Below are 21,757 nucleotides of genomic sequence, written 5' to 3' on the forward strand. Positions count from 1 at the left end.
AGGGCTGAACGCTGTGACTCCCCGCGAGTGATTCCGGTGAATCCAGCGCCGCCGTACGGTGGGGTCTGTTGGTCGAGAGGCGGCAACGCGGAGGAGCAGGGATGAGCGCTTCAAGTCTGTCGGCGGTACGGCTCGCAAGGATGCGCGGGGTGCTGACCGGGCACGTCGCACGCGACGACCTGCCGGGTCTGGTCACCCTGGTGGCCCGGCGCGGCGAGGTGCACGTGGAGACGATCGGCAGCATGGAGGCCGGCGGCGACGGCGGGCCGATGCGCCGCGATGCGATCTTTCGCATCGCCTCGGTCACCAAGCAGATCACGGCAGCGGCGGCGATGACCCTGGTGGAGGAGTGCCGGCTGCGGCTGGACGACCCGGTGGACGAGCTGCTGCCCGAACTGGCCGACCGCAGGGTTCTGAAGCGGCCCGACGGGCCCCTCGACGACACGGTTCCGGCGCATCGGCCGCTCACCCTGCGCGATCTGCTGACGTTCCGGATGGGCCTTGGCATGGTGATGGCGCAGCCTGGGGAGTATCCGATCCAGCGGGCGCTGGACGAGGCCGGGCTGTCTCCCGGCCTGCTGGTCGGACCGATCGAGCCCGATGAGTGGATGAAGCGGCTCGGCGATCTGCCCCTGGTCCACCAGCCGGGAGAGAAGTGGATGTACCACACCGGTTCCGACGTCCTGGGGGTGCTCATGACCCGGGCCACCGGGCGGCCGTTGGAGGAACTTCTGAAGGAGCGCCTCTTCGAGCCGCTCGGCATGAAGGACACCGGATTCCACGTCCCCGCCGACAAGCTGGACCGACTAACCGCCTCCTACCGGCCCGATCCCGGGACGGGAGCGCTCGTGCTCGACGACGACCCCCGCCAGACCCGGTGGGGACGGCCGCCCATCTTCCCGTCAGCGGGTGGCGGACTGGTCTCGACCGCCGACGACCTGCTGGCCTTCTGCACGATGATGCTGAACAGGGGCCGGTACGGCGGGGAACGCATCCTGTCCAGGCCGTCGGTCGAGCTGATGACCACTGACCAGCTCACCGAGGAGCAGAAAGCGGAGAACACCGTGTTCTTCGGGGGTGGAAGCGGCTGGGGGCTCGGGGTCAACGTCATCACCCGGCGGAACGACCTGTCCGCCGTCCCCGGACGATTCGGCTGGAACGGCGGCACGGGCACCTCCGTCTACACCGATCCGGCCGAGGAGCTGATCGGGATCCTGCTGACTCAGCGGTACATGACCTCCCCGATGCCACCTGCCGTGTTCCGCGACTTCTGGACCTGCGCCTACCAGGCCATTGACGACTGACGGCGGCCATCATGCAGCCGGCCAGGAGCAGGCCAACGTGGAGCGCCACGAGTGGAGCAAGGGCGTACGACGAGTGACAGCCATTCTCGGCGATGAGGTGGGGCCAGCACTCCTTCATGATCAACATTCCTATGCCCACGGGTGCATGGAGGTGAGCACCAGCCTTCTGGAGCAGTCCATCGTTCGGCGTGGACACCTCACTTCGTGCCGCTGCTAGCGATCCGGCCCGGTATTGGGTGAACCTGGTGGAGGCCCTCGCCATCGAGAAACAGCGGGTAAAAAGTTGCCGGAGAACGCGCAGATCGAGTCGAGCATGGTGGCCTGGATATTTTCGGCGTCTCCGGCCGGGCTGGTTGATGGCCTCCCTCATCATTCGCTTACCGTCTCCCACCGCTCCCGCAGGAACCCCTTACTCATCTCGGCGACCGGACGAAAAGAGCCCAATCATTGGGTTCTTGCAACGAATCAGTGAGAGATGTGATGTCCTGCAGAGAAAGTCGATCGAGCGTATTCTGGCTACGGCGTCGAGAGAGATCACCATGTCGATCAGCATTCAATTCGATGGCAGCGGTTCCGAGCAGGAGTTGCGATCCCTTCACGGGTGGCTGCTGGATGACCCCGACGTACGCAGACATGCGAAAGTCCTGCTGAGCGGCGCTCCCCCCAGCGACGGAGAGATGGGCTCCGCACTGGAAGTGATCAAACTGATCACGGATGGCGGTTTCCAGACCCTCACCCTGGCGCTCGCCTATGTCTCCTGGCGGTCCACTCGCCCAGCGAAACCGCACGTCACCATCGAGCGCGACGGGACGAAGATCGTTTTATCGGACGACGACCCTGAGGCGATAGAGAAGATTGTTCGCATGCTCGAATCAGATCGACCATGAGCATGGTCCCCGATCCCCACCGTTCTCGCGCCGTGCTGATCGGGACAGCACGATACGACTCGCTTCCAGCTCTGACCTCGGTGGAAGACAATCTGCTGTCCCTCGCCGAAGCGTTGACCGCGAGCGAAATTTGGGGGCTTCCCTCCGAGCACGTGACGGTCGTGCCTGATCCGGCGACGAGCATGGACATGCTGGATCCCATTGCCCATGCGGCGGACGAGGCCACTGACACCATGGTCCTCTACTACGCGGGTCACGGGCTGATCGATCATCGTCGAGGAGAACTGCACCTAGCCCTGGTAGGGTCCGATTCCCAGCGCATCTACACCGCCGTTTCCTACGCCCACATCAGAGACGCGTTGCTGGGAAGCCGCGCGACCCGCCGCATCGTCATCCTGGACTGCTGTTACAGCGGACGAGCGCTGGGCACGATGGCCGATCCCATTACCGCCGCTGTCGACGAGGCCAGCACCGAGGGCACCTACGTTCTGGCCGCGACGGCGGAGAACCAGAAGGCACTCGCGCCCGTGGGCGAACCGCACACCGCCTTCACCGCCGAACTGCTGAGGGTCTTTCAGGAGGGCATTCACGGGCACGGCGCACTGCTTGACCTCGACACCATCTACAACCACGTCCGCGCGGTCATGCGCGGCAAAGGACGCCCGTTACCGCAGAAGCGCGATCGCAATACCGCGGGGCAACTGACCCTGATCCGAAACAGGGCTTACGTCTCCTCCGGAGAGCCGGTTCCCCCGCGGCAATCGCCTCCGGCCGCCCCGGTACGAAGGACACCTCGTCCACCGAGCACCACTTTGGCAAGGCCCCGGACAGGACCGAGTGCTCCTCCGGCCACGAACGCCCAGGGGCTGGAGCGTGAATTCCATGCCGCCATGGTGGAGGTCTATAAGCGAGCCAAACAGGAGGCTGGATATCCCGCGACCTATTTTCTCAAAATGGTCTCCGAGCGCGGTGGACTCGCCAGCGCACGACAGCTGCTGAACGCGCCCAGCACGTCTGATGGATTCACCGCGCTATGGGAGCGCAACCGCCTTGACCTCAGTGTCGAATCCGTCGTATTGCAGAGCAGATTCGCTTCACTGTTCACCGAGGAGGAGAAAGAACAAGCACGGGCGCGTTTGGAAGAGTACGGCTATGTGCCCCCTGGTCCGTCGACGACCGAAGCCGTCATGAGCTCACAGCTGCTGCATGAGCATGACTTCGATTCCAGCTATCACGCGGGAGGCCCCCGCGCAGCCCAGGGAAAGTGCTCCTGGCACGGAAAGACATGCGACGAGGACGTGATTGCCAGTGTATTGGTTCATGACCAGGGTGGAGAGACCTGGCACGCCGTGTGTCAGCGCGCCCTCGATACGCTCCGCACCCGCCAAGCTGCTGAGGAGGCTCCTGCTCGATCGGCGAACACCGATGAGAAGGCGAATTCTCTAGTTACTTTCCAGACGCTCGAGCAGCGAAGACCGGGCGTTGAGTGGACGCTTGAGCGCCGTAAGGATCGCTTCATACTTCGGAACGTCGGCCCGGAGATGGCAACAGATGTGACCGTTGGCGGCAGGGGGGTAGCGGAGGTGGCTTCCCAGCTTCCGGTAGAGACTACTGTTCGTCCAAACGCATCAGTGAGCTTCATGATGGTCGGCAGTCTCGCGCATTCGGTTCCTGACGAGATCGAGGTGACTTGGGATGGCCATCCTGGCTCGGCAATCCTTCCGGTCCCCTCTCAATAACGAGACGCGCGCACGTACCTGATACGATCAACCGCCGACGAACGATGTAGTGATGTATTTCAAGCTGACCGGCTATCCGTGCGATCGCGCCTAAAGTCTGTCTCACCTGAACCTGCCTGCCAAAGAGGGGTTGCCCGGGAAGGCCAGTTCCCACGATGCATGGGCTAGACCGCAACCGTCGGCCCCATGCAGAATGTTGATCGTGGTGGCTGTTTCCGCTCAGGCTGCAGTTCAGCACTCCTTCTTCCCCTCTGACGGACCCTTCTAAGGACGCGCGTGTCGGACCACCTCGCAAAAACCCCCGCATTTCGCGACTTCGAGCGAAACTTAGAATATGCCAAGCAGCTCATCAACGCAGGCAGGAGCCTCGATGCGATAGGTGCGACGTCCTTTGACCTCGGAGATCTGTACCGTGCGGCATGGGTCCAGTCGGTGGCAGCCCTCGACCATTGGATTCGTCAGGAAATCTTCTTTCGAGCAATCCTTCTCACAAAGAATCCGGATATAGCTAAACCGCCTAAGTTTCGTGAGTTCGCCGTCCCGATGGAGCTCTTCGAGGACGTTCAGCATCACCGTGTCCCGCTCGACGAGGCGCTCGGTAAGCACCTTCGGCAGGTGATCAGCAGGAGGACCTTCCAGGGGCCAGATGACATCAAGGATGGCTTGGCGATCGTCAGCACCGTGGTGCTCTGGGAGGCCGTCGCGAAGATAATTAACAAGGAGCAGGAGCCAGCGGAGAAGGTTGACTCCGGAACCATAAAGCAGATGCTTCGGGCCATCGTTCATCGCCGCAACAAGATCACGCATGAGGCTGACCGTGTACCCGATGACGACAGCTTGAAAAGGAGCATTACGGCCGACGAGGCCCAGCAAGCGGTCGAAACGCTTGAGCGTCTAGCTACAGCCATCCTCATCGCGCTCAACGAGAGCCCGGAGGGGAAGATCGCGACGGCAGTTGAGGCCATCGGGCCCGCCCCGGCACTCGGAGAAGGGCTATCCGACGAGGAGTTCGAAGACGCGTCGGAGGAGGAACTTCTGAGGCCACCGACGCTTGGAACCTCCGGAACGCCGTCCAATCGCCATTACCGCATCGAGGTTCGTGATCTCATCGAGGCTGGCTTGGTCAAACCAGGCGCCGAGTTGCGCGGCAGTCGGCGGCGAGAACAATTCACTGCCACCATCGAGGAGGACGGACGCATCCGATTGGCCTCAGGTCGGTTGTACCCCTCCCTCTCAAAGGCCGGAGGAGTAGTTTTGCAGGGGCAGTCCTGCAATGGCTGGGCATTCTGGAAGATCGAGACCGATGACGGATGGGGCCCGATCGGCATGATCCGCGATCAACTTGACTGAGACCTTCCACATCTTCGAGGCTCAGGCATGAATACGCGGGGCTGGCCATCACTCTTGACAGACCCGATCTGATCAGGATGCTGGTGAAAGGCTTCACCGGTGGCTTCTGCGAGAGGATCGGCGGTCTGACAGAGAAGGGTCGGGCCGGCCAGTCGCGCTGCCGTGGCTGCGGGATGACCCACCTGCTCGTTCCTGTCGCCTGCCCACAGCGCGGCGTGTACAGCGCGGAACTGCTTGGCCGCAGATTGAATCGCTCCGGGTCTTTTGGAGACCGTGATGGGTCCCGGCTTTTGTGTAGTTAGCTCGAGAGCAGCGACGACTTCTGGGGCACCAAGGCAGCGGTTCACGGTTGTGGAAGAGGTCGCTGACGGGGCTGCTGTCCGGAAGGTTTGAGGAACCTCAGAGTGCGTAATCGGTGCCGCTGACGTGGGCTAGTGCTGGTTCGGCTTGCCGGGTGGCCGCGTCGAGCAGGCGGGGAATCCGAGGGTCATCATCGGGTAGTGCCGCGGCCAGCTGACACCATCCCTAGGCTCGGCTGAGGTTGAGCTCGCAAGCTCCGACCCGAGGTAGATGAGGCATGTGCCCCCGTAAGGCTCTTCGCTTGTGGTCAACTGATCCGCATGAATGCTGTTTTACCGCGCTCATTGCCGTAGCTGGAACCTTGCTCGGTTCGCTTCTCACTTTCGCCTTCCAGCGCAAGACCGCGAACCGCGCTGAACAATTCTCTCGCTCGGAGCGACTTAGGCAGGAGAGGCTTTCGGTATACAGCGAATTCGCTGGTTTTGTCCTCGCTTTTCGAAGTGCTCAATATGACGAGTGGGCGCAGAGGAACGAGGATGGTAAGAGCCCAACCTCTGCAGAGGCAAAGACAGAAGCCCTCCGCCGTCGCGCAGCTGCATGGCAAGCTCTATACCGGGTGCGGCTTGTGGCGGATGATACGAAGCCAGCCCAGCTCGCTCAAGCCGCCATGGATCTCACAGCTACCATGCACGACGTAGAGGACCGGGCCGCTCTACGGGAACGAGCCAATCAAGTTCGGCAAGCCATCGAGGAGTTCGTGTCCGCCTCCTCTGCTCAGATCACTGAAACCTCTGGCGGCAAGATTCACGCGAGAAAATCTCGGAGCTGAAACTCTTTCAGGAATGGCGGCCCGATCCCACTGGTATCGCCGCCGCGATGAACACGCGCAGTACCTGACCTCGCGGGGCTCCGAACCAGCTCCTGAGCGCCTACCAACGCCAGCACGCGCTCCGCGAACGCTTCGAGCAGATCCTCACCGAGATCAGCGACTTCAACCGGCTCACCCGTGACGACGAGAGCCGCAACGTCAACAGCGCCGTGGTCGTCGTCACCGTCCCCGCTGGAATCGCCCTCGCCCTCCTCTAGGTCATGGAAACCCACGAACCCTGGCTACTCGCCACCGTGGCCGCGGCCGGTGTGGGACTCACCGCGTTCCTCCTGCGCACCCGCTCCGCCAGGGTGGCCCCTCGAGCACTGCGCCACCGCTTCACCCTTTGAAAAGGCAGCTAATCCCTGAACGCAGCCGCCCACAGGTGAGCCCGTCTATATGCTCGGCGTCGACGACGATCACTCCTCTCCAATCACAGAAGCGCGAACCCATAAGGAAAGACATCGCCAAGGACCTTGGAGAACCAGGTATGTCGCAACATGGCTATTGGCGCGTATCCGACGGCACTCCCGTGACGGCGGCGGAGGCCCGAGAGAGCTGGGCACGTGAGGCCTACCCCTTGCTCGTCGGTCTGGCACGCACGTATCACGCGGTCATCACCTACAAGGAGCTTGCCGAGAAGATTCAGGAGAGCACAGGTATACGCACCAGGACTCTGCTCCATAACTGGATCGGAGCTGTCCTGAGCATGGTGGTTCACGAATCTCATCGCCGCGGCGACCCTCCACTCACCGCTCTGGTGGTACACACCGATGACGGCATGGTCGGCGAGGGCTACAAGGAAGTTCTTGAGGTTGCCGGAGAGCCGCCGGCAGACGACGTTCTGGCTCGCGAGCTGCACGCCGCTCACGCCCGTCTGGCGTGTTACCGGCGCTTCGGTGCGATCCTGCCTCCTGATGGCGGCGTTCCCGCACTCGCCCCACGGCATCAAGCGGCCATTGAGCGTCGACGCGTACGCCCGGAGCGGCCTCCCCAGATCTGTCCCCGCTGCTCCATGCAGCTTCCTTCGACCGGCGCTTGCGATTCGTGCGACTAGATGATTGCTTCCACGGGGTCGACTGTTCGTGGCCGGGCGAGTAGCCGTCCGCGGCGGTATAGCCGCCGCTCTGCACAGCTCACCAAGGCATTTTCCGAGGTCGGCGGCGAGTGCCGGCGCAAGGTATGACCGACAACCAACGGTTGACTCCCCTCATGCGTCAACCTGTCGTTGACGCATGGCTGACGTACCCCGACTTGACGAGCTCATCAACGTGATCACCAGTCGGCACCCCGACGAGGATCCACTGGACGGCTCTCCGACGCCGTTGTCCTCGGCGAGCACCTCGGAGAGCTCGCAGACCATCTGATCGGCCACTTCGTGGACCGGGCACGGCACTCGGGCGCCTCGTGGACCGAGATCGGCCGGAGCATGGGCGTGACCAAGCAGGCCGCCCAGAAGCGATTCGTGCCCAAGGGGCCGGAGAGCGCCACCGAGACCGATCTCCGGACCTTTGCGCTGTACGACACCGCGGCCCGCACCGCCGTGGTACGGGCCCAGGAGGAGGCCCGCGAGGCCGGGCACGACACCATCACGCCCGAACACCTGCTGATCGCCCTGATACGGGACCCGGAGGCCACAGCGGCCCGGACCGTGCAGGCCCTCGGCGCCACCCCCGAGCCGGTCCGCACGGCCGTCGCCGACCGCTTCGGCCCACAGGCCGCGACGGTGCCTGCGGCCATCCCTTTCACCCCGCAGAGCAAGAAAGCGCTGGAGTTGACGCACCGTGAGGCACTGAGGCTTGGTCATGAGCACATCGGCGCCGAGCACCTGCTGCTCGGTGTGATCACCCTGGACGAGGGTCCTGCGGCGGAGGTGCTGCGCGACCTGGGCGTCACCAAGGACCGTACCGAGCAGGAAGTGCTCGGGCTGCTCGGCGGAGCACGGTAGCCCCCAATCGGACAACCAGCCCTACCCGGACCGGCATGGGACGAAGGAGCTCAAGATCCGTAGGTGAATACCGGCTTGAACTCCCTCGCGACTGCTTCACTCCCTGAAAGGCAGTCAGCAGTTCTCCACGGTCAGATGAGAATGGGCAGTTCACGTGCCCTGCTGCGTGCGGCTGCTCTCAGATTCGTCAGGTGGGCGTGAAATTCGTTGTGCCGGTTCTGGTCCAGGTTGAGCGGCAGGTCCAGCTCTGCGATGAACGCGGACTCGGCGGTCCACGGCTCTGGGTGGAGCAACCAGCACACCCGAGCGTTCTCGGCCATCCACTCCGTGAGTTCCTGCTCTCCGGTCTTGCCGAAGGTGAGCCGCTTCCCGCTGCCCACGCGGCGGAGTTCGAGCCCAAGCAGGCAGCCCAGAGTCAGACGCAGGGTGGAGCCCTCGGCATTACCCCGGAAGTGGTAGCGGACACGCGTTCGTAGGTTCTGCTTACTCTCGTGCGTGGTCATCCGGCGCGGAGCGATACCCACGTAGAGAAGCCGGCCGGCCGGTAGTCCCGCGTCCGGTGATTGGTTGAAGTGCCACCCGTAGACACCGGGGGCCGCCGGAAGGGCATTTGGCTGCGCCAGCAGGTCGGCCGATCGCCACAGTATGTCCGGCTTAACGAGGGCGGCGTGCATCGCTTCTCCCAGCTGGCTCCCGTCGATTTGGGGAACGCTAGAGCATGCTAACCAAATACCTCTAAAAGATCATATGTCGCGTTGACCATCCCGTGGCGCGTAAAAGCAGAGGTGCTCCGGATGGAACCTCCAGGAGAGGCGCTCTCACCGAAACGTCAACAGCGCCGTGGTCGTGCTCACCATCGTCACCGTCCCCGCCGGAATCGCCCTCGCGCTCCTCCGGGTCCTGGATACCGACGAGCCTGGCTGCTCGCCATCGTGGCCGTGGCCTGCATAGGACTCACCGCGCTCCCCCTGCGGACCCGCTCCGCCCGACTAGCCTTCCGAGCGCTACGCCGCCGCTTCACTCCTGGAAAAAGCGGTCAGTCCCCCACCCGGTCCAGACCCGGGTCCTACACGCTTACCGGCGCTGGCGAAACGCCAATGCCCGCCACCCCGATGGCCTATCCGCCCAACACCGCGAACGCGCCCGCATCCGCATCGAGAAAGGCAGATGCCCCCTTGCATGCCCGAGCGCTCCCGAGGCCGATCGCCCCAATCTGATCACGACTCCGGGATAGGCCCTGGCACTCCGCTCACTCCAGCTCGGCGAGGAACGCGTGCAACGCCCGATAGTAGGGCTCGACGGTGGTGAGGTCGGCGTACTCGTCGGGGCCGTGCTGGCCGTCGCCGCCGATGCCGAAGATGACGGCGTCGATGCCGCGCTGGTAGTAGAACCGCCCGTCGGCCGAGCCGTGCTTGCGCAACAGGTCGCCGGAGAACCCCTGGTCGCGGGCGGCCCGCTGGAGGGCGAGCACCTCGCGGCTGTCGTGGCCGGCGTGGTGCGGCGGGTCGATCCGGCCCACCGTGACGGTGACGCCGGGTTCGCAGAAGGCCGCCAGGTACGCGGCCGCCTCCTCGGTGGTCCTGCCGTCGAAGTCGGCGTCACCCGGCGGAAAGCGGATGTCGAGCCATGCCTCGGCCAGGGCGGGAATCTGGTTGTGCGCCCGGTTGGGGGTCTCGATCCTGGCGACGTTGACGGTGGTCCGCCAGGTCTCCTCGGCCGGGTCGGGATACCTCGCCAGCACCTTGTCGAGCGTGCGCAGCAGCTTCGTCAGGGCGTTGTCGCCCAGCCACGGATACGCGCCGTGCGCGGAGCGCCCCTCGGCCCGCAGGTCGGCCGCGGCCACCCCCTTGGAGTCGGTGACCACGCGCAGCCCGCTCTGCTCCCCGATGACGGCGAAGTCGCCCTCCACCCCGCGTTCGAGCTGGTGCAGGGTGCCGTCACGGCCGCCCACCTCCTCGTCGGTGACCAGTTGCAGCCCCAGCGGGTACGGCAGGCGCCCGGCGGCCTCGCGGAACACCTGCGCCATCACCAGCCCCGACACCTTCATGTCCTGGGCACCGCGGGCGAAGAGCCGGTCACTCTCGATCCGCGGCCGGAACTGCCGCTCGGGCGCCGGCACCACGTCGAGGTGGGCGTTGAGGATCATCCGGAAGCGCGGCCGTACGGCACCGCGGTAGACGAGCGCGCTGGGCTTGCCGCCCGACTCGAACCGCTCGACGGTGAACCCCTCCCCGACGAACGCCAGAACCACCTCGAGGGCCTCACGCAACCGCTCCGGCCGCTCAGCGGTCGACGGCACCGCCAGCAGTTCTCGCGCGGTCACCAGGAACGATCGGAGATCCATACCCCAAACCCTTCCCACGACGGGCCCCGGATGCACCCCGGGCGCAGGACGCCGCCTGTCGCAGCCACGCTAGAACCTTGTCACCAGCGTCGGAGGGGGCCGTTACCGAGTCTCAGTCCGCGCGGGCCGGGTGCCGTCGTCGTTGAGGAGAATGGGTGTGCCGGTTGCGGCGGACAGGTTGGCCGAGACGCCGATCATGACGCTGGCGACGCCTGCGTGGTGCCCTGCCTGGCGGCCCAGGGGGTCCTCGCCGGCGCCGCGGAAGACGTCGTTCAGCAGGAGGGTGTCGCCGCCGCCGTGGCCGCCCGCGCCGGAGGAGATGGCGATCTCCTCCGGCATGCTCCAGTGCCGGTGCAGGACGAGCCGCTCGGAGGCGCCGGTGGCGTGAGCCTTGTCGGCGGCGGTCGGATCGATCGCGGCCCGCGGCGGGGTCCAGGCGCGTTCGACGACCTCCAGCTCCAGCCGTCCCGCGGTGCCGTTGACGGCCACCCGGTAGCCCTCGAAGGGGCCGTGGGCGTTGAGGGAGTAGGTGAGCGTCGCTCCGCGGGAGTAGCCGACGAGGACGGCCATGTTGTCCTCGATGGTCACGCCCTCACCGAACACGTCCTGGTCGCGGATGTAGCCGTCCTCGTGCTCGGCGTCCAGGTAGAGGCGCTTGAGCCGGGGGTCGGCGGAGAGGTCGAGGAGGTAGGGGTCGGTGCCGAGTTCCGGCGCGCCGAGAGCGCGTTTCGGCCGGTCGTGCAGGCCGCGGGCGCGGGCGTTGTCGGCTCCGTAGAACCGCAGCGCCGACCGGGCGTAGACGGAGCGGGCGGTGTCGGCGAGCCACCAGTTGACCAGGTCGAAGTGGTGGGTGGACTTGTGCACCAGCAGGCCGCCGGAGTTGGCCTTGTCGCGGTGCCAGCGGCGGAAGTAGTCGGCTCCGTGGATGGTGTCCAGCACCCACTCGAAGTGCACGGAGGTGACGTCGCCGATCACCCCGTCGGCGATCAGCCGGCGGACGGCGCTGTTGCGCGGCGAGTAGCGGTAGTTGAAGGTGACGATGAGCCGGCCGGTGCTCCGCTCGGCGGCCTCGATGATCGCCGCGCAGTCCTCCGCGGTGGTGCAGAGAGGCTTCTCCACGATGACGTCCTTGCCCGCCTCCAGCGCGGCGACGACGTAACGGGCGTGGGTGGCGTCGACGGTGGCGACCACGACGGCGTCCGCGAGCTCGAGCATCTTGTTGAACTCGTGCGGCGCGAAGCACGGGATGTCGCGTCCGATCCGGTCGAGGTAGTAGCCGAGCCGGGTCCGGTTGACGTCGCAGAGGGCGACGATCTCGCCGGTGTCGCTCCACTCGCCGAGCAGCGCGTCGATGTACAGCTGTACTCGGTGGCCGAGCCCGACAAAGGCGTATCGCATCAAGGACTCCAGGAAGAGAATGCTTGCCGTACGGCTCGCGCCGAGCCGTACGGCACGTCAGCGGATGCCGGTTACTTGGTGAGGGCGGCGTTGGCCTCGGTGAGGAAGGCCTTCGCCGCGTCGTCCGCGGTGGCCTTGTCGAACAGCACCGAGTCGGTGGCGCGCTTGAGGATGTCCTCCATCTCCATGGAGCCCTTCGGCGGGATCGCGATCGGGCTCAGCTCGCTCCTGATCGAGTCGATGAAGGTCAGCACCTTCTGGTCGGCCGGGGTCAGCTTGTCCTTGATGGCGGCGACGACCTTGGGGTTGGTCGGCAGGCCGCGGTCGCTGAGCAGGATGGCGCCGGCCTCGGGGTCGTTGACGAGGAAGTCGACGAACTTCTGGGCGGCGTCGGCCTTCTCGGTCTTCGACGAGATCGTGTAGTACATCGCCGGCTGCAGGAACATGCCGGCGGTGGTCGCGCCCTCGGCCTTCGGCATCCGCAGCAGGTCGAGTTCCTGGCCGGAGCCCTTGCTCAGCGTGGTGAGCTGGTTGCTCCACCAGCTGCCGAACGCGCTGGCGTTCGTGGCGAGCAGGGCCTGGTCGACGTTGGTGCCGGTCTCCAGCATCTGGGCGGCGCTCGGACCGGCCTTGGTGGAGATGATCTTCTGGAGGAGGATCCACCAGTCCTTGACGGTCTGCTCCGACATGCCGATCTTGTCGTCCTTGTAGAACTGCTCCCCGCGCTGGGCGGCGAACAGCTGCAGGAAGGCGGGGTTCTCGTTGTACTCGGTGCCCCAGACCTTGCCGTCGTTCTTCTCGGTCACCTTCTGGGCGATCGAGATGTATTCGTCCCAGGTCCAGGCCGTGTCATCCGGGACCTTCTGGCCCGCCTTCTCCACCGTCGCCCTGTTGACGATCATCGGGAAGGCGTTGACGCCGGTGGGGATGGCGTACTGCTTGCCGTCGACCTGGCCGGCCTTGAGCACGTCCTGGTCGAGGTCGGCGGTGTTGACCTTGCCGGTGAGGTCGGCGAGGGTGGCGCGGCCGGCGTACTCGGCGAGACCGCGGATCTCGATGGACATGACGTCCGGGGCGTCGCCGGCCGCGGTCTTGGTGGCCAGCTTCTCGTAGTAGCTGTCCCAGTCGGAGAAATCACCTTCGACGTCGATCGTCGGGTTCTTCCCCTCGAACGTGGCGATGGCCGACTCCGTCAGTTTCTGCCGGGCGTCGCTGCCCCAGTACGAGAAGACAACCTTCGTCTTCCCGCCGGAATCGCTGTCGTCGTCGCTGCCGCACGCGGTGGCCGATATCGCGACCAGGGTGACGGCGGTGGCCGCCAGAATGCGCTTCATCGAGATACCTCCGGGGATGGGGGGTGGGAGGAACTATTTGAGGCCGGTGGTCGCCACGCCCTGGACGAGATACTTCTGGCCCGCGAGGAAGAAGCCGAAGATCGGACCGAGGGAGATGATTGACATTGCGAACAGCGGCCCCCAGGAGGAGTCGCCGCCGGTGTCCATGAACTGCCGGAGCGCGACAGGAACGGTGAGATTGTCGGAGTTGGTCAGGTAGAGGTTCTGGGTGAAGAAGTCGTTCCACGTCCAGATGAAGGTGAAGATCGCGGTGGTCGCCAGCGCCGGGACGCACAGCGGCAGGATCACCTGGACGAACGTGCGCCAGTAGCCCGCACCGTCGATCGCCGCCGCCTCGTCCAGCTCCCGGGGAAGGGTGCGGATGAACTGCACCATCAGGAAGATGAAGAAAGCGTCGGTCGCGAGGAACTTCGGCACGACGATCGGCCAGATCGTGTTGATCCAGTCGATCTTGGCGAACACGATGTACTGCGGGACGACCGTGACGTGATGCGGCAGCATGATCGAGCCGAGCATGATCGCGAACCACATCTTCTTCAGCGGGAACTCCAGCCGGGCGAAGGCATAGGCCGCGAGCGAGCAGGCGACCAGGTTGCCGATCACCGCCAGGGAGGTGATGACCGCCGAGTTCCACAGGTAGTAGCCGAAGGAGTGCTTGAGGGCGTCCCAGCCCTGGGTGTAGTTCTCGGCCGTCACCGCGGTCGGCACCAGCCCCGGTTCCCGGAAGATCAGCTCCTCGGGCTTGAGCGAGCTGGAGACCATCCAGAGCAGCGGGTAGAGCATGAACAGCCCGGCGACGATGAGCAGCAGATGCCTGACCAGGCGAGGGGCGGGCCGGAACAGGGCCGGCATGTGCTTACTTCTCGTCGCCATAGAAAACCCAGAATCGAGACATGAGGAAGTTGACACCGGTCAGCGCGGCGATGATGAGCAGCAGCACCCAGGCCATGCCGGCCGCGTAGCCCATCTCGTAGTTCTTGAAGCCCTTGATGTAGAGGTAGAGCGTGTAGAAGAGGGTCGAGTCGACCGGTCCGCCGTTGCCGCCGCTGACGATGAACGACTGGGTGAAGGACTGGAACGACTTGATCACCTCCAGCACCAGGTTGAAGAAGATGATCGGGGTGAGCAGCGGCAGGGTGATCGAGCGGAAGTTGCGCCACCTGCCGGCGCCGTCGACCGAGGCCGCCTCGTACAGGCTCTGCGGGATCTGGCGGAGCCCGGCCAGGAAGATGACCATCGGGGCGCCGAACGTCCAGACGTGCAGGATGATCAGCGTCCAGAGCGCGGTGTCGGGACTCGTCACCCAACCATGTCCCTCATAACCGAACAGGCCCAGGAACGAGTTGACGATGCCGTCGACTCCGAAGATCTTCCGCCAGAGGATCGAGATCGCCACGCTGCCCCCGAGCAGTGACGGCAGGTAGAAGATCGAGCGGTAGAACGACAGGCCGCGCAGACCCCTGTCCAGCACGAGCGCCAGTCCCAGGGCGAAGGCCAGCTGCAGCGGAACGGACACCACCACATAGGTGGTCGTCACCTTCAGCGAGGTCATGAACCGGTCGTCCTGGACGAACATCTTCTCGTAGTTGTCGAGACCGACCCAGTGGGCTTCGCTCAGCAGGCTGTAGTCGGTGAACGACAGGTAGAGCGAGGCGATCATCGGGCCGATCGTGATCGCGAACAGGCCGATGAACCAAGGGGCCAGGAACAGATAGGCCGCCCATGCCTGCGATCGGCTACGGGAGCCTTTGAGGCGCCCGAGGTGGGAGGCGCCCGCCTTTTCGGGGGGCGTGACCGGCACCTCGGTCGTCCCCGCCGGTGCGGGACTCAGGGTCATCACTGGCCCTTCGGGGAATCGGTGAACGGGATAGCGCTTTCCTATAACTCACGAACTAAGAGGTCAACCCTTTGCAGTGATCTGGCTCACGAAATGCAACGTTCGATTTATTGTCGTCGCAGCTCAGACGAGATATACCTCGCCGGCGGACCAGCGGAAAATCTCACTCGAACACGGGTTAATGCAACCGCTTGCAGGGGCTGCCCAGGATACTGGTCGCGGAGTTTCCGACGGAGGAGCCCGAGAGGCGCTGAAGGTCGGTCCTGGGCACTCAACGAGTAAGGCGGGCCGTCATCGGTGAATCAGCGAGCTGACGGGATTCCTGGAGGCATGTTCATCGCACCGCCGCCTGATGAAAGGCAGTCAATCCCTGGACGACAGCCGCTCACAGGTGGTGCCGCGTTCCTCAAAGCAGGTGGATAAAGCGATGTCGGCGCCGAGTGGTCACTCAGCCGCAGTGCACGTTGCCCAGACAGGGATCGGCAGGGTCGCGAAGCCACCGCCCATGGTCACGGCGACCTTTTACTTCGAGAAACCGCCGGACGTGCTCCACCGCAGTGTGAAGGACCCGCGTCTGAAGGTAATCTCCTTTCCGCCGGCGCCCGCCGAGACCCGCTCCCAGCCGTCGAAGCTTCTCGTCAGGTGGTGGTCCCACGTGCGCAGGTTTCCCACGCCCACGGCCGCGATGGACTCCATCGGCGGTTCGCCGTCCGAGCAGTAGAGGCCGAAATCCGCTATAGCCGTGACGGTTTCGCCGAAGGCCCGTAGGTGGACCCCCTGACACGCCTCGGTCTCCGTGCCGTAAATCAGGTGCGGACTTGTCCACCCGTCGGCCTGCGGGCTGGAGTGCTGTTCATAGAGACCCTCGCCGCGCTGATAATGCATGGCCACCCGCCGCCCGTCGTCCAGCCTGACCATGGCGTTGTACGGGTCTCCGGTGCCATTCCAAGAAATGTCACTCTTGCGCAGTTCGTAGGAATAGCCCTCCGCGGTCTTCGTAGCGGTGGCGGTCGGCTCGGATGGAGCAGCGGCGGTCGGCTCGGATACCGACGGGGCAGGACTTGTCGGCGCGGTAATCGGATCTTGACCGCCGCACGCCGCCCCTGTCACGAACAGCAGAATTCCTGCCAGTACCAGCGGATTCTTCATATGTCCTCACGATCCTCGCGCTGCTGTCCGGCGTGTAGCAAAGACGTTTCCGTCCTACCCGGTTGCCGCAAAACCAGATGGGCCACGCCTGCATGTTCCGGTCGCCCTGGCCACACACCAGTGCGCCGAGCATAAGGTCGATGCCCTACGTAGGCGCGGGTACTCGGCCGGCTTGGCCAGACTGATGATCGCGTTCGCGCGGGCCGTTCGGACAGGCCGGCCAGTGGTTCCTCGGTTCGGGGATCGAAGAACAACGGGCCGGAAACGTACGCTGAGGAGTAATGACGCAGCTCAATGACGGTGCGAGATGGTCGAGCGCACCGCCGTGGCGCATGTTTCGATGCCAAAGCACTCGATCGCACCGGAGCCCGGCCGGCAGCGCGGTATCTACCGCACAGTTCCGGTCCATTGTTCTTCGCCCCGCTCGACCAGGTCCCGCGTCCGCACGAGTGGCCGGTATCGGCAGCGTGGTCACCGCGAACGCCGTCGCCGTCCGTCTGAGCCAGTCCAGAGAATGGAAGCGAACATGATTTCCGCAGTCGTCATGCCCTGGCCTGATGCGCCGCTGGAGTTACGGACATTCGATCGCCCAGCGCTCGAACCCGGAGCCGTCCTGCTCCAGACGCTCGGCAGCGAGGTGTGCGGCACCGACGCGCACCTGTGGAAGGGGCAGCTAGCGGGCGTACCGTACCCGATCATCCCGGGTCACGTCAGCGTCGGACGGGTCGCCGAGCTCGGTCCGGGCACCCCGGCTCTTGACGTGTCGGGAGCGCCGCTGGAGGTGGGCCGGGTGGTCACGTTCCTCGACGTGTACGGCACGTGCGGGCGGTGCTGGTACTGCACGGTCGGCCACGCCACCACTCGCTGCCCGTCCCGGAAGGTGTACGGGGTGACGCTCTCCGCGGACGACGGGCTGTTCGGCGGCTGGGCCGATCACATCCACCTGAAGCCGGGAGTGCATATGATCCCGCTGCCGGACGGGCTGGACTGGCGTACCTTCCTCGCCGGAGGCTGCGGGATGCCGACCGCCCTGCACGCGGTGACGCTCGGCGAGATCGCATTCGGTGACACCGTGCTCGTCCAGGGCGCCGGACCGGTCGGGCTGTGCGCGGCGGTCCTGGCGCAGTTGCGCGGCGCCGGGCAGGTGATCGTGGTCGACGGGTCGCAGGTCCGGCTGGACGCGGCGACCCGGTTCGGTGCCGATCTGGTCCTCGACATCACCACCACGACCGCCGACGAGCGCCTGGCCGTGGTCCGTGAGGCGACCGGAGGCCGCGGCGCCGACGTGACGGTCGAGGCGACCGGAGTACCGGCGGCGGTTCCCGAGGGAATGCGGCTCACCCGGGACGCCGGCCGGTACGTGATCGTCGGGCAGTACACCAACGCGGGCGACGCGACGTTCAACCCGCATCTGGACCTCAACCAGAAGCATCTGGAGATCCGCGGTTGCTGGGGCAGTGACGTCGGCCACCTGTACCGTTCGGTCCAGGTGATGGCCCGCTACGGACGGCAGTTCCCGTGGACCGACCTGATCAGCGGGGAGTACGACCTCGGCGCGGCCCAGCAGGCCCTGGAGGACGTCGCCGCGCACCGGGTCGTGAAAGCGCTCATCGTCCCGTAGCCGCGGGCCGCTGCTTTCTTCGTCGAAGGTGACTTGTACCGCGCTCCTCCTACGCACCCGCAGTGCCCGATCAGCCCTCCGAGCGCTACTGGGACTTCAATGGTCATAGCGTCCCCACCTGTGGAAGCGCCTTCTTCAACGATGGCTACTCTGCCGAGTTCAATCCTCAATGCCCGGCCCGACAGTCGCAGATCGGAGTGACGCTGAAGGTCGATCATGGGCACTCAACGAGTGAGACAGGCCGTTCTCGGTGAATCAGCGAGCCGATGGGAATCCCGGAGGCATGTTCATCGCACCGCCGCCCAGTGGGCCGCCCCCGACCAGCACGGTCGAGCCGGCCATGTAGGAGAACTCGTCGGTCGCCAGCGAGACCACCGCTCGGGCGATCTCCTGGGGCGTGGCCATTCGCTGGAGTCCGGATACGTTCCGCGGCCCCCAGGCCCGCTTGAACGCCTCCCAGATGGCGTCCGGAATGCCCTGCGGTCGAGCAAACGCGGTGTCGGTCGTGCCCGGTGCGATCGCGTTGATCCGGATTCCCTTCGGGCCGTAGTCCATGGAGGCGGCATCCACGATGCCCTTGATCGCCTGCTTGCTCGCGGTGTACGCGACACCGCCCGGCCGCCGTGACTCCGACGCGGTACAGATGATCACACCGTGACCCGCCTTGAGCATGTGCGGCACCTCGTACTTGATGGCGAGGAAGACCCCGCCCGCGTTGGTGTCCTGCACATCGACCCACTGCTCCAGCGTCATCTCATGGACCGGCGCGGTCTTGGTGATCCCGGCGTTGTTGAACGCCACATCCAGCCGGCCGAAGACACTAACCGTCTCGTCTACGAACCGCTGGAGTTGTTGCGGATCACGCACGTCGGCCCTGATGTAGCGCGCGACGCCGCCGGACCGGCGGATCTCCTGCTCGACCCGGCGGCCGAATTCGACGCGCCGGCCGCAGAAGCCGACCTTCGCTCCCTCGGCCGCGAACGCCTTGGCCGCGGCCTCTCCGATGCCCGAGGTGGCCCCGGTGACCAGGACGACCTTGCCGTCGAATCGGCCCCGCGGAGGCGCCGCGGGCGGCGGACTCGTGGAGGGGGAGGTGAGGTACGGCGGAAGCGTCACCGCACCGGCGAGCCCCGCCGCACCGGCCGCGGCGGCGGCGAGCCCGATGAACGCCCGGCGACCAGGTCGCCGGGCACTGTCTCCGCGCGGCGTGCCCGGCGGTGTCGTCTCATCGTTGACGGACGGGAGGTCCTCGTTCGAAGGGACGGAATCCTGCCCACGATCATTTACGGTCATTGGCGCAGCCCTTTCCTCATCGCCCCGTGACGGACGTTCGTCGCGTCATCGGTTCTCGCGTGGCGACTCCGCGAGTCACCACCTGCGGACGTCTTCACGCATCACTGCCTACAGACGGCTTCACGCGTCACCGCCTACAAACGACTCCGCACGTCACCGCCCGTAGACGACTTCGCGTGTCACCACCCGCAGACGGCTTCGCACGTCACCACCTGCAGACGGCTTCGCACGTCACCGCCCGTAGACGACTCCGCACGTCAGCACCCGCAGACGGCTTCGCGCGTCGCCGCCCACCTCGGTCAAGCTTCGTCGCGCCGCGCGTCGGCCGCCTCATGCCACGGGCCGCGGTCGGCGGCCACTGGGAGGATGTGACCTCCTACCGGCGCAGGAGGCCGGGCCGGCTCCGCCGACCTACGATGGGACCGTGAGATGGATCGAACGGGCCTTCGAGCCCGGTCGCGTTCTGACCCGCACGTTGGTGCTGCTCTTCTGTCTGATCGGGCAGTTGCTGTTCTTCGAGCCCGGCGTGAACGCCCGAGACTGGGCCCTCGCGCTGGGCGCTCTCGCGCTGAGCATGCTCGGCCGTTGGTCGCCGTTCGGTTCGCTGCTGCTCCAGACGGGGCTGCTGGCCGGCGCCGACCTGTACGGCTTCGCCGCCGTGCCGGCGATGAAGGTGCTCGCCTGCGTGCTGCTGTTCGATCTGGCCATACGGCGTCCGGGCAGGCAGGTGGCGGCGGGCGCCGCGACGCTGGGCACGGTCGTCTGCGTCAACCTGTTCGACGAGCTCCCCCAGCAGTTGCCGTCGGTCCTGTTCCGCATCTCCGTGGTGGTCGGCGTGCCGCTGCTGCTGGCCGCCTACGTTCGGCTCGGCCTGCAGGCCGCCGACCGGGAGCGGGAGCGCGGCGAGGCGCGGCTGCGGGAGGCCCGGCTGGCCGAGCGCACCGCCATCTCGCGGGAGTTGCACGACCTGGTCGCCCATCACATGTCGTCCATGGTGCTGCGGGTGGGCGTGGCCAAGCACGTGCTGCCCGCGAGGGACCCGCGGGTGGACGAGCTCCTCGACGGTCTGCACGCGACCAGCAGCGCGGCCCTCGCCGACATGCGCACCTTGGTGGAGGTGTTGCGCGCCCCGGGGAGGGAGCCGGCGTCGATCGTGCGGCCCGAAGGGTTGCCCGCCGCGCTCGACGCCGTGGTCGAGCACGGGCGTGGTAACGGGCTCGACGTCAGCGCCGACGTCGATCCGGCGATCGCCGGGCTCGACACCGTACGCGGCCTGGCCGTGCTCCGGCTCGCCCAGGAGGGGCTGGCCAACGTGGTCAAGCACGCGGGCCCCTCGGCCCGCGTCAGGCTGTGCGTCAGCCTGGCCGAGGACGGAGCGGTACGGATGGATCTATCCAACGACGGCGCGGGAGAGCCCGAGCGCGGAACCGGCTACGGGCTGATCGGCATGCGCGAGCGGGTCAGCCTGCTCGGTGGGCGTCTCGACGCCGGACCGACCGAGCGCGGCTGGCGGATGTCGGCGGTGCTGCCGTGATCCGCGTACTCATCGCCGATGATCAGCAGCTGGTCAGGCTGGGCCTGCGGATGCTGTGCGAGTCCGAGCCGGACCTGGAGGTGGTGGGCGATGCCACAAACGGCGAGGAGGCGGTACGGCTCGCCGCGCGGCTCATGCCCGACGTGGTGCTGATGGACCTGCGGATGCCGGGGATCGACGGCATCGTCGCCACTCGGCGGATCGTCGCCGCCCGCCCCGCCACCCAGGTGCTGGCCGTCACCACGTTCGACGACGACGATCATCTCTACCCGGTGCTGGCCGCGGGCGCGGTGGGCTTCGTCACGAAGGACGCCCCGCCGGGCGACCTGCTGAACGCGATCCGCGGGGCGGCGCGAGGAGAACGCATGTTCAGCCAGTCGCCGCTGCGCAGACTGGTGGACCAGGCCGCCTCCGGTCACCGGGCGCCGCCCGCGGTTCCCGCGCTGCCGTCGTCGCTCACCGGACGCGAGCATGAGGTGCTCGCGCTCGTCGCCGAGGGGCTGTCGAACAGGGAGATCGCGGAGCGGCTGTATATCGGCATCACCACGGTCAAGAGCCACGTCGCCAGCGTGATGACCAAGACCGGCTGCCAGAACCGCATCGCTCTGGCGGTGCTCGCGAATCGGGCGGGGCGCTGACACACATCGGGACCGTCCGATGGGGCTTCGATGGTCATGGTGTCCTGACCTGTGGCAGCGCTTTCTTGAAGGATGGCCACTGCGCCGGGTTCAATTCTCAATGCCCAGCCCGAGGGTCGCAGATGTGGTTTCTCACGGTGACCCGCATCGTGGTGGGTGCGGTTCTCGTATTCACGGTCGGCGTGAAGCGGG

General features: G+C 65.9%; 20 protein-coding genes. 10 read left to right on the forward strand and 10 right to left on the reverse strand.

What is annotated here, in order from left to right; genetic code table 11:
* Positions 1-101: 101 nt before the first annotated feature.
* The 4 genes from CHC08_RS01530 (at position 102) to CHC08_RS01545 (ending at position 5,280) form a co-directional block, all read left to right on the forward strand.
* Entirely contained in the window at positions 102-1,304 is a 1,203-nt protein-coding gene (locus CHC08_RS01530) for a serine hydrolase domain-containing protein (protein ID WP_089205288.1), read from the forward strand.
* 455 nt (positions 1,305-1,759) lie between these two features.
* Positions 1,760-2,191: an effector-associated constant component EACC1 gene (locus tag CHC08_RS01535; RefSeq protein ID WP_143653052.1), complete on the forward strand. Its 432-nt coding sequence runs from the start codon at positions 1,760-1,762 to the stop codon at positions 2,189-2,191.
* Entirely contained in the window at positions 2,188-3,930 is a 1,743-nt protein-coding gene (locus CHC08_RS01540; protein WP_089205290.1) for a caspase family protein, read from the forward strand. Before CHC08_RS01535 ends, CHC08_RS01540 begins: the two co-directional genes overlap by 4 nt.
* Positions 3,931-4,206: 276 nt before the next feature.
* On the forward strand, positions 4,207-5,280 hold the full coding sequence (locus tag CHC08_RS01545) for a restriction system modified-DNA reader domain-containing protein (RefSeq protein WP_089205291.1): 1,074 nt from the start codon (positions 4,207-4,209) through the stop codon (positions 5,278-5,280).
* Between the two features lie 1,104 nt (positions 5,281-6,384).
* Here the strand turns inward: CHC08_RS01545 and CHC08_RS01550 are convergent.
* Positions 6,385-6,681: a hypothetical protein gene (locus CHC08_RS01550; protein WP_089205292.1), complete on the reverse strand. Its 297-nt coding sequence runs from the start codon at positions 6,679-6,681 to the stop codon at positions 6,385-6,387.
* Here CHC08_RS01550 and CHC08_RS52260 point away from each other — a divergent pair.
* Entirely contained in the window at positions 6,670-6,798 is a 129-nt protein-coding gene (locus tag CHC08_RS52260; RefSeq protein WP_275937136.1) for a hypothetical protein, read from the forward strand. The two genes, CHC08_RS01550 and CHC08_RS52260, sit on opposite strands and share 12 nt — an antisense overlap.
* Before the next feature lie 83 nt (positions 6,799-6,881).
* Here CHC08_RS52260 and CHC08_RS49285 read toward each other — a convergent pair whose 3' ends face one another.
* Positions 6,882-7,319 carry a hypothetical protein gene (locus CHC08_RS49285; protein WP_179281833.1) on the reverse strand — a complete coding sequence of 146 codons (438 nt, stop codon included), beginning with the start codon at positions 7,317-7,319 and terminating at the stop codon, positions 6,882-6,884.
* Between the two features lie 364 nt (positions 7,320-7,683).
* On the opposite strand from CHC08_RS49285, the gene CHC08_RS52265 reads away from it, so the two are divergent.
* Positions 7,684-7,815 (forward strand): hypothetical protein, encoded by a 132-nt coding sequence (locus tag CHC08_RS52265; protein ID WP_275937137.1) that lies wholly within the window; start codon positions 7,684-7,686, stop codon positions 7,813-7,815.
* Positions 7,816-7,826: 11 nt separating this feature from the next.
* Positions 7,827-8,396, forward strand: a complete 570-nt coding sequence (locus tag CHC08_RS01560; RefSeq protein WP_245878060.1) for a Clp protease N-terminal domain-containing protein — start codon at positions 7,827-7,829, stop codon at positions 8,394-8,396.
* A gap of 131 nt (positions 8,397-8,527) precedes the next feature.
* On the opposite strand, the gene CHC08_RS01565 is transcribed toward CHC08_RS01560, so the two are convergent.
* From CHC08_RS01565 to CHC08_RS01600, 7 genes are all read right to left on the reverse strand, one after another.
* Positions 8,528-9,070, reverse strand: coding sequence for a GIY-YIG nuclease family protein (locus tag CHC08_RS01565; protein WP_089205293.1), 543 nt, complete (start codon positions 9,068-9,070; stop codon positions 8,528-8,530).
* A gap of 575 nt (positions 9,071-9,645) precedes the next feature.
* Positions 9,646-10,740, reverse strand: a complete 1,095-nt coding sequence (locus CHC08_RS01575; protein WP_089205295.1) for a M20 family metallopeptidase — start codon at positions 10,738-10,740, stop codon at positions 9,646-9,648.
* Positions 10,741-10,842: 102 nt separating this feature from the next.
* Positions 10,843-12,138 (reverse strand): Gfo/Idh/MocA family protein, encoded by a 1,296-nt coding sequence (locus tag CHC08_RS01580; protein ID WP_089205296.1) that lies wholly within the window; start codon positions 12,136-12,138, stop codon positions 10,843-10,845.
* A gap of 71 nt (positions 12,139-12,209) precedes the next feature.
* Positions 12,210-13,472: an ABC transporter substrate-binding protein gene (locus CHC08_RS01585; protein ID WP_089205297.1), complete on the reverse strand. Its 1,263-nt coding sequence runs from the start codon at positions 13,470-13,472 to the stop codon at positions 12,210-12,212.
* Between the two features lie 33 nt (positions 13,473-13,505).
* Positions 13,506-14,345 (reverse strand): carbohydrate ABC transporter permease, encoded by an 840-nt coding sequence (locus CHC08_RS01590; RefSeq protein WP_245878061.1) that lies wholly within the window; start codon positions 14,343-14,345, stop codon positions 13,506-13,508.
* 4 nt (positions 14,346-14,349) lie between these two features.
* Positions 14,350-15,330 (reverse strand): carbohydrate ABC transporter permease, encoded by a 981-nt coding sequence (locus CHC08_RS01595; RefSeq protein WP_089205299.1) that lies wholly within the window; start codon positions 15,328-15,330, stop codon positions 14,350-14,352.
* A gap of 522 nt (positions 15,331-15,852) precedes the next feature.
* Positions 15,853-16,479, reverse strand: coding sequence for a hypothetical protein (locus CHC08_RS01600; protein WP_218825062.1), 627 nt, complete (start codon positions 16,477-16,479; stop codon positions 15,853-15,855).
* Between the two features lie 526 nt (positions 16,480-17,005).
* On the opposite strand from CHC08_RS01600, the gene CHC08_RS01605 reads away from it, so the two are divergent.
* The gene (locus CHC08_RS01605) at positions 17,006-18,100 is read left to right on the forward strand and encodes a zinc-binding dehydrogenase (protein ID WP_089205300.1); all 1,095 of its coding nucleotides are present in this window, start codon (positions 17,006-17,008) and stop codon (positions 18,098-18,100) included.
* A 255-nt stretch (positions 18,101-18,355) separates the two neighbouring features.
* Here the strand turns inward: CHC08_RS01605 and CHC08_RS01610 are convergent, their stop codons facing one another.
* Positions 18,356-19,393, reverse strand: coding sequence for an SDR family NAD(P)-dependent oxidoreductase (locus tag CHC08_RS01610; RefSeq protein ID WP_089205301.1), 1,038 nt, complete (start codon positions 19,391-19,393; stop codon positions 18,356-18,358).
* Between the two features lie 424 nt (positions 19,394-19,817).
* Between CHC08_RS01610 and CHC08_RS01615 the strand changes: the two genes are divergently transcribed.
* Entirely contained in the window at positions 19,818-20,927 is a 1,110-nt protein-coding gene (locus tag CHC08_RS01615; RefSeq protein WP_089205302.1) for a sensor histidine kinase, read from the forward strand.
* Positions 20,924-21,565, forward strand: coding sequence for a response regulator transcription factor (locus tag CHC08_RS01620; RefSeq protein WP_089205303.1), 642 nt, complete (start codon positions 20,924-20,926; stop codon positions 21,563-21,565). The genes CHC08_RS01615 and CHC08_RS01620 overlap by 4 nt, the downstream gene beginning before the upstream one ends.
* Positions 21,566-21,757: the final 192 nt, after the last annotated feature.

The sequence above is a fragment of the Streptosporangium subroseum genome, from assembly GCF_900188345.1.
GTDB lineage: Bacteria > Actinomycetota > Actinomycetes > Streptosporangiales > Streptosporangiaceae > Streptosporangium > Streptosporangium subroseum.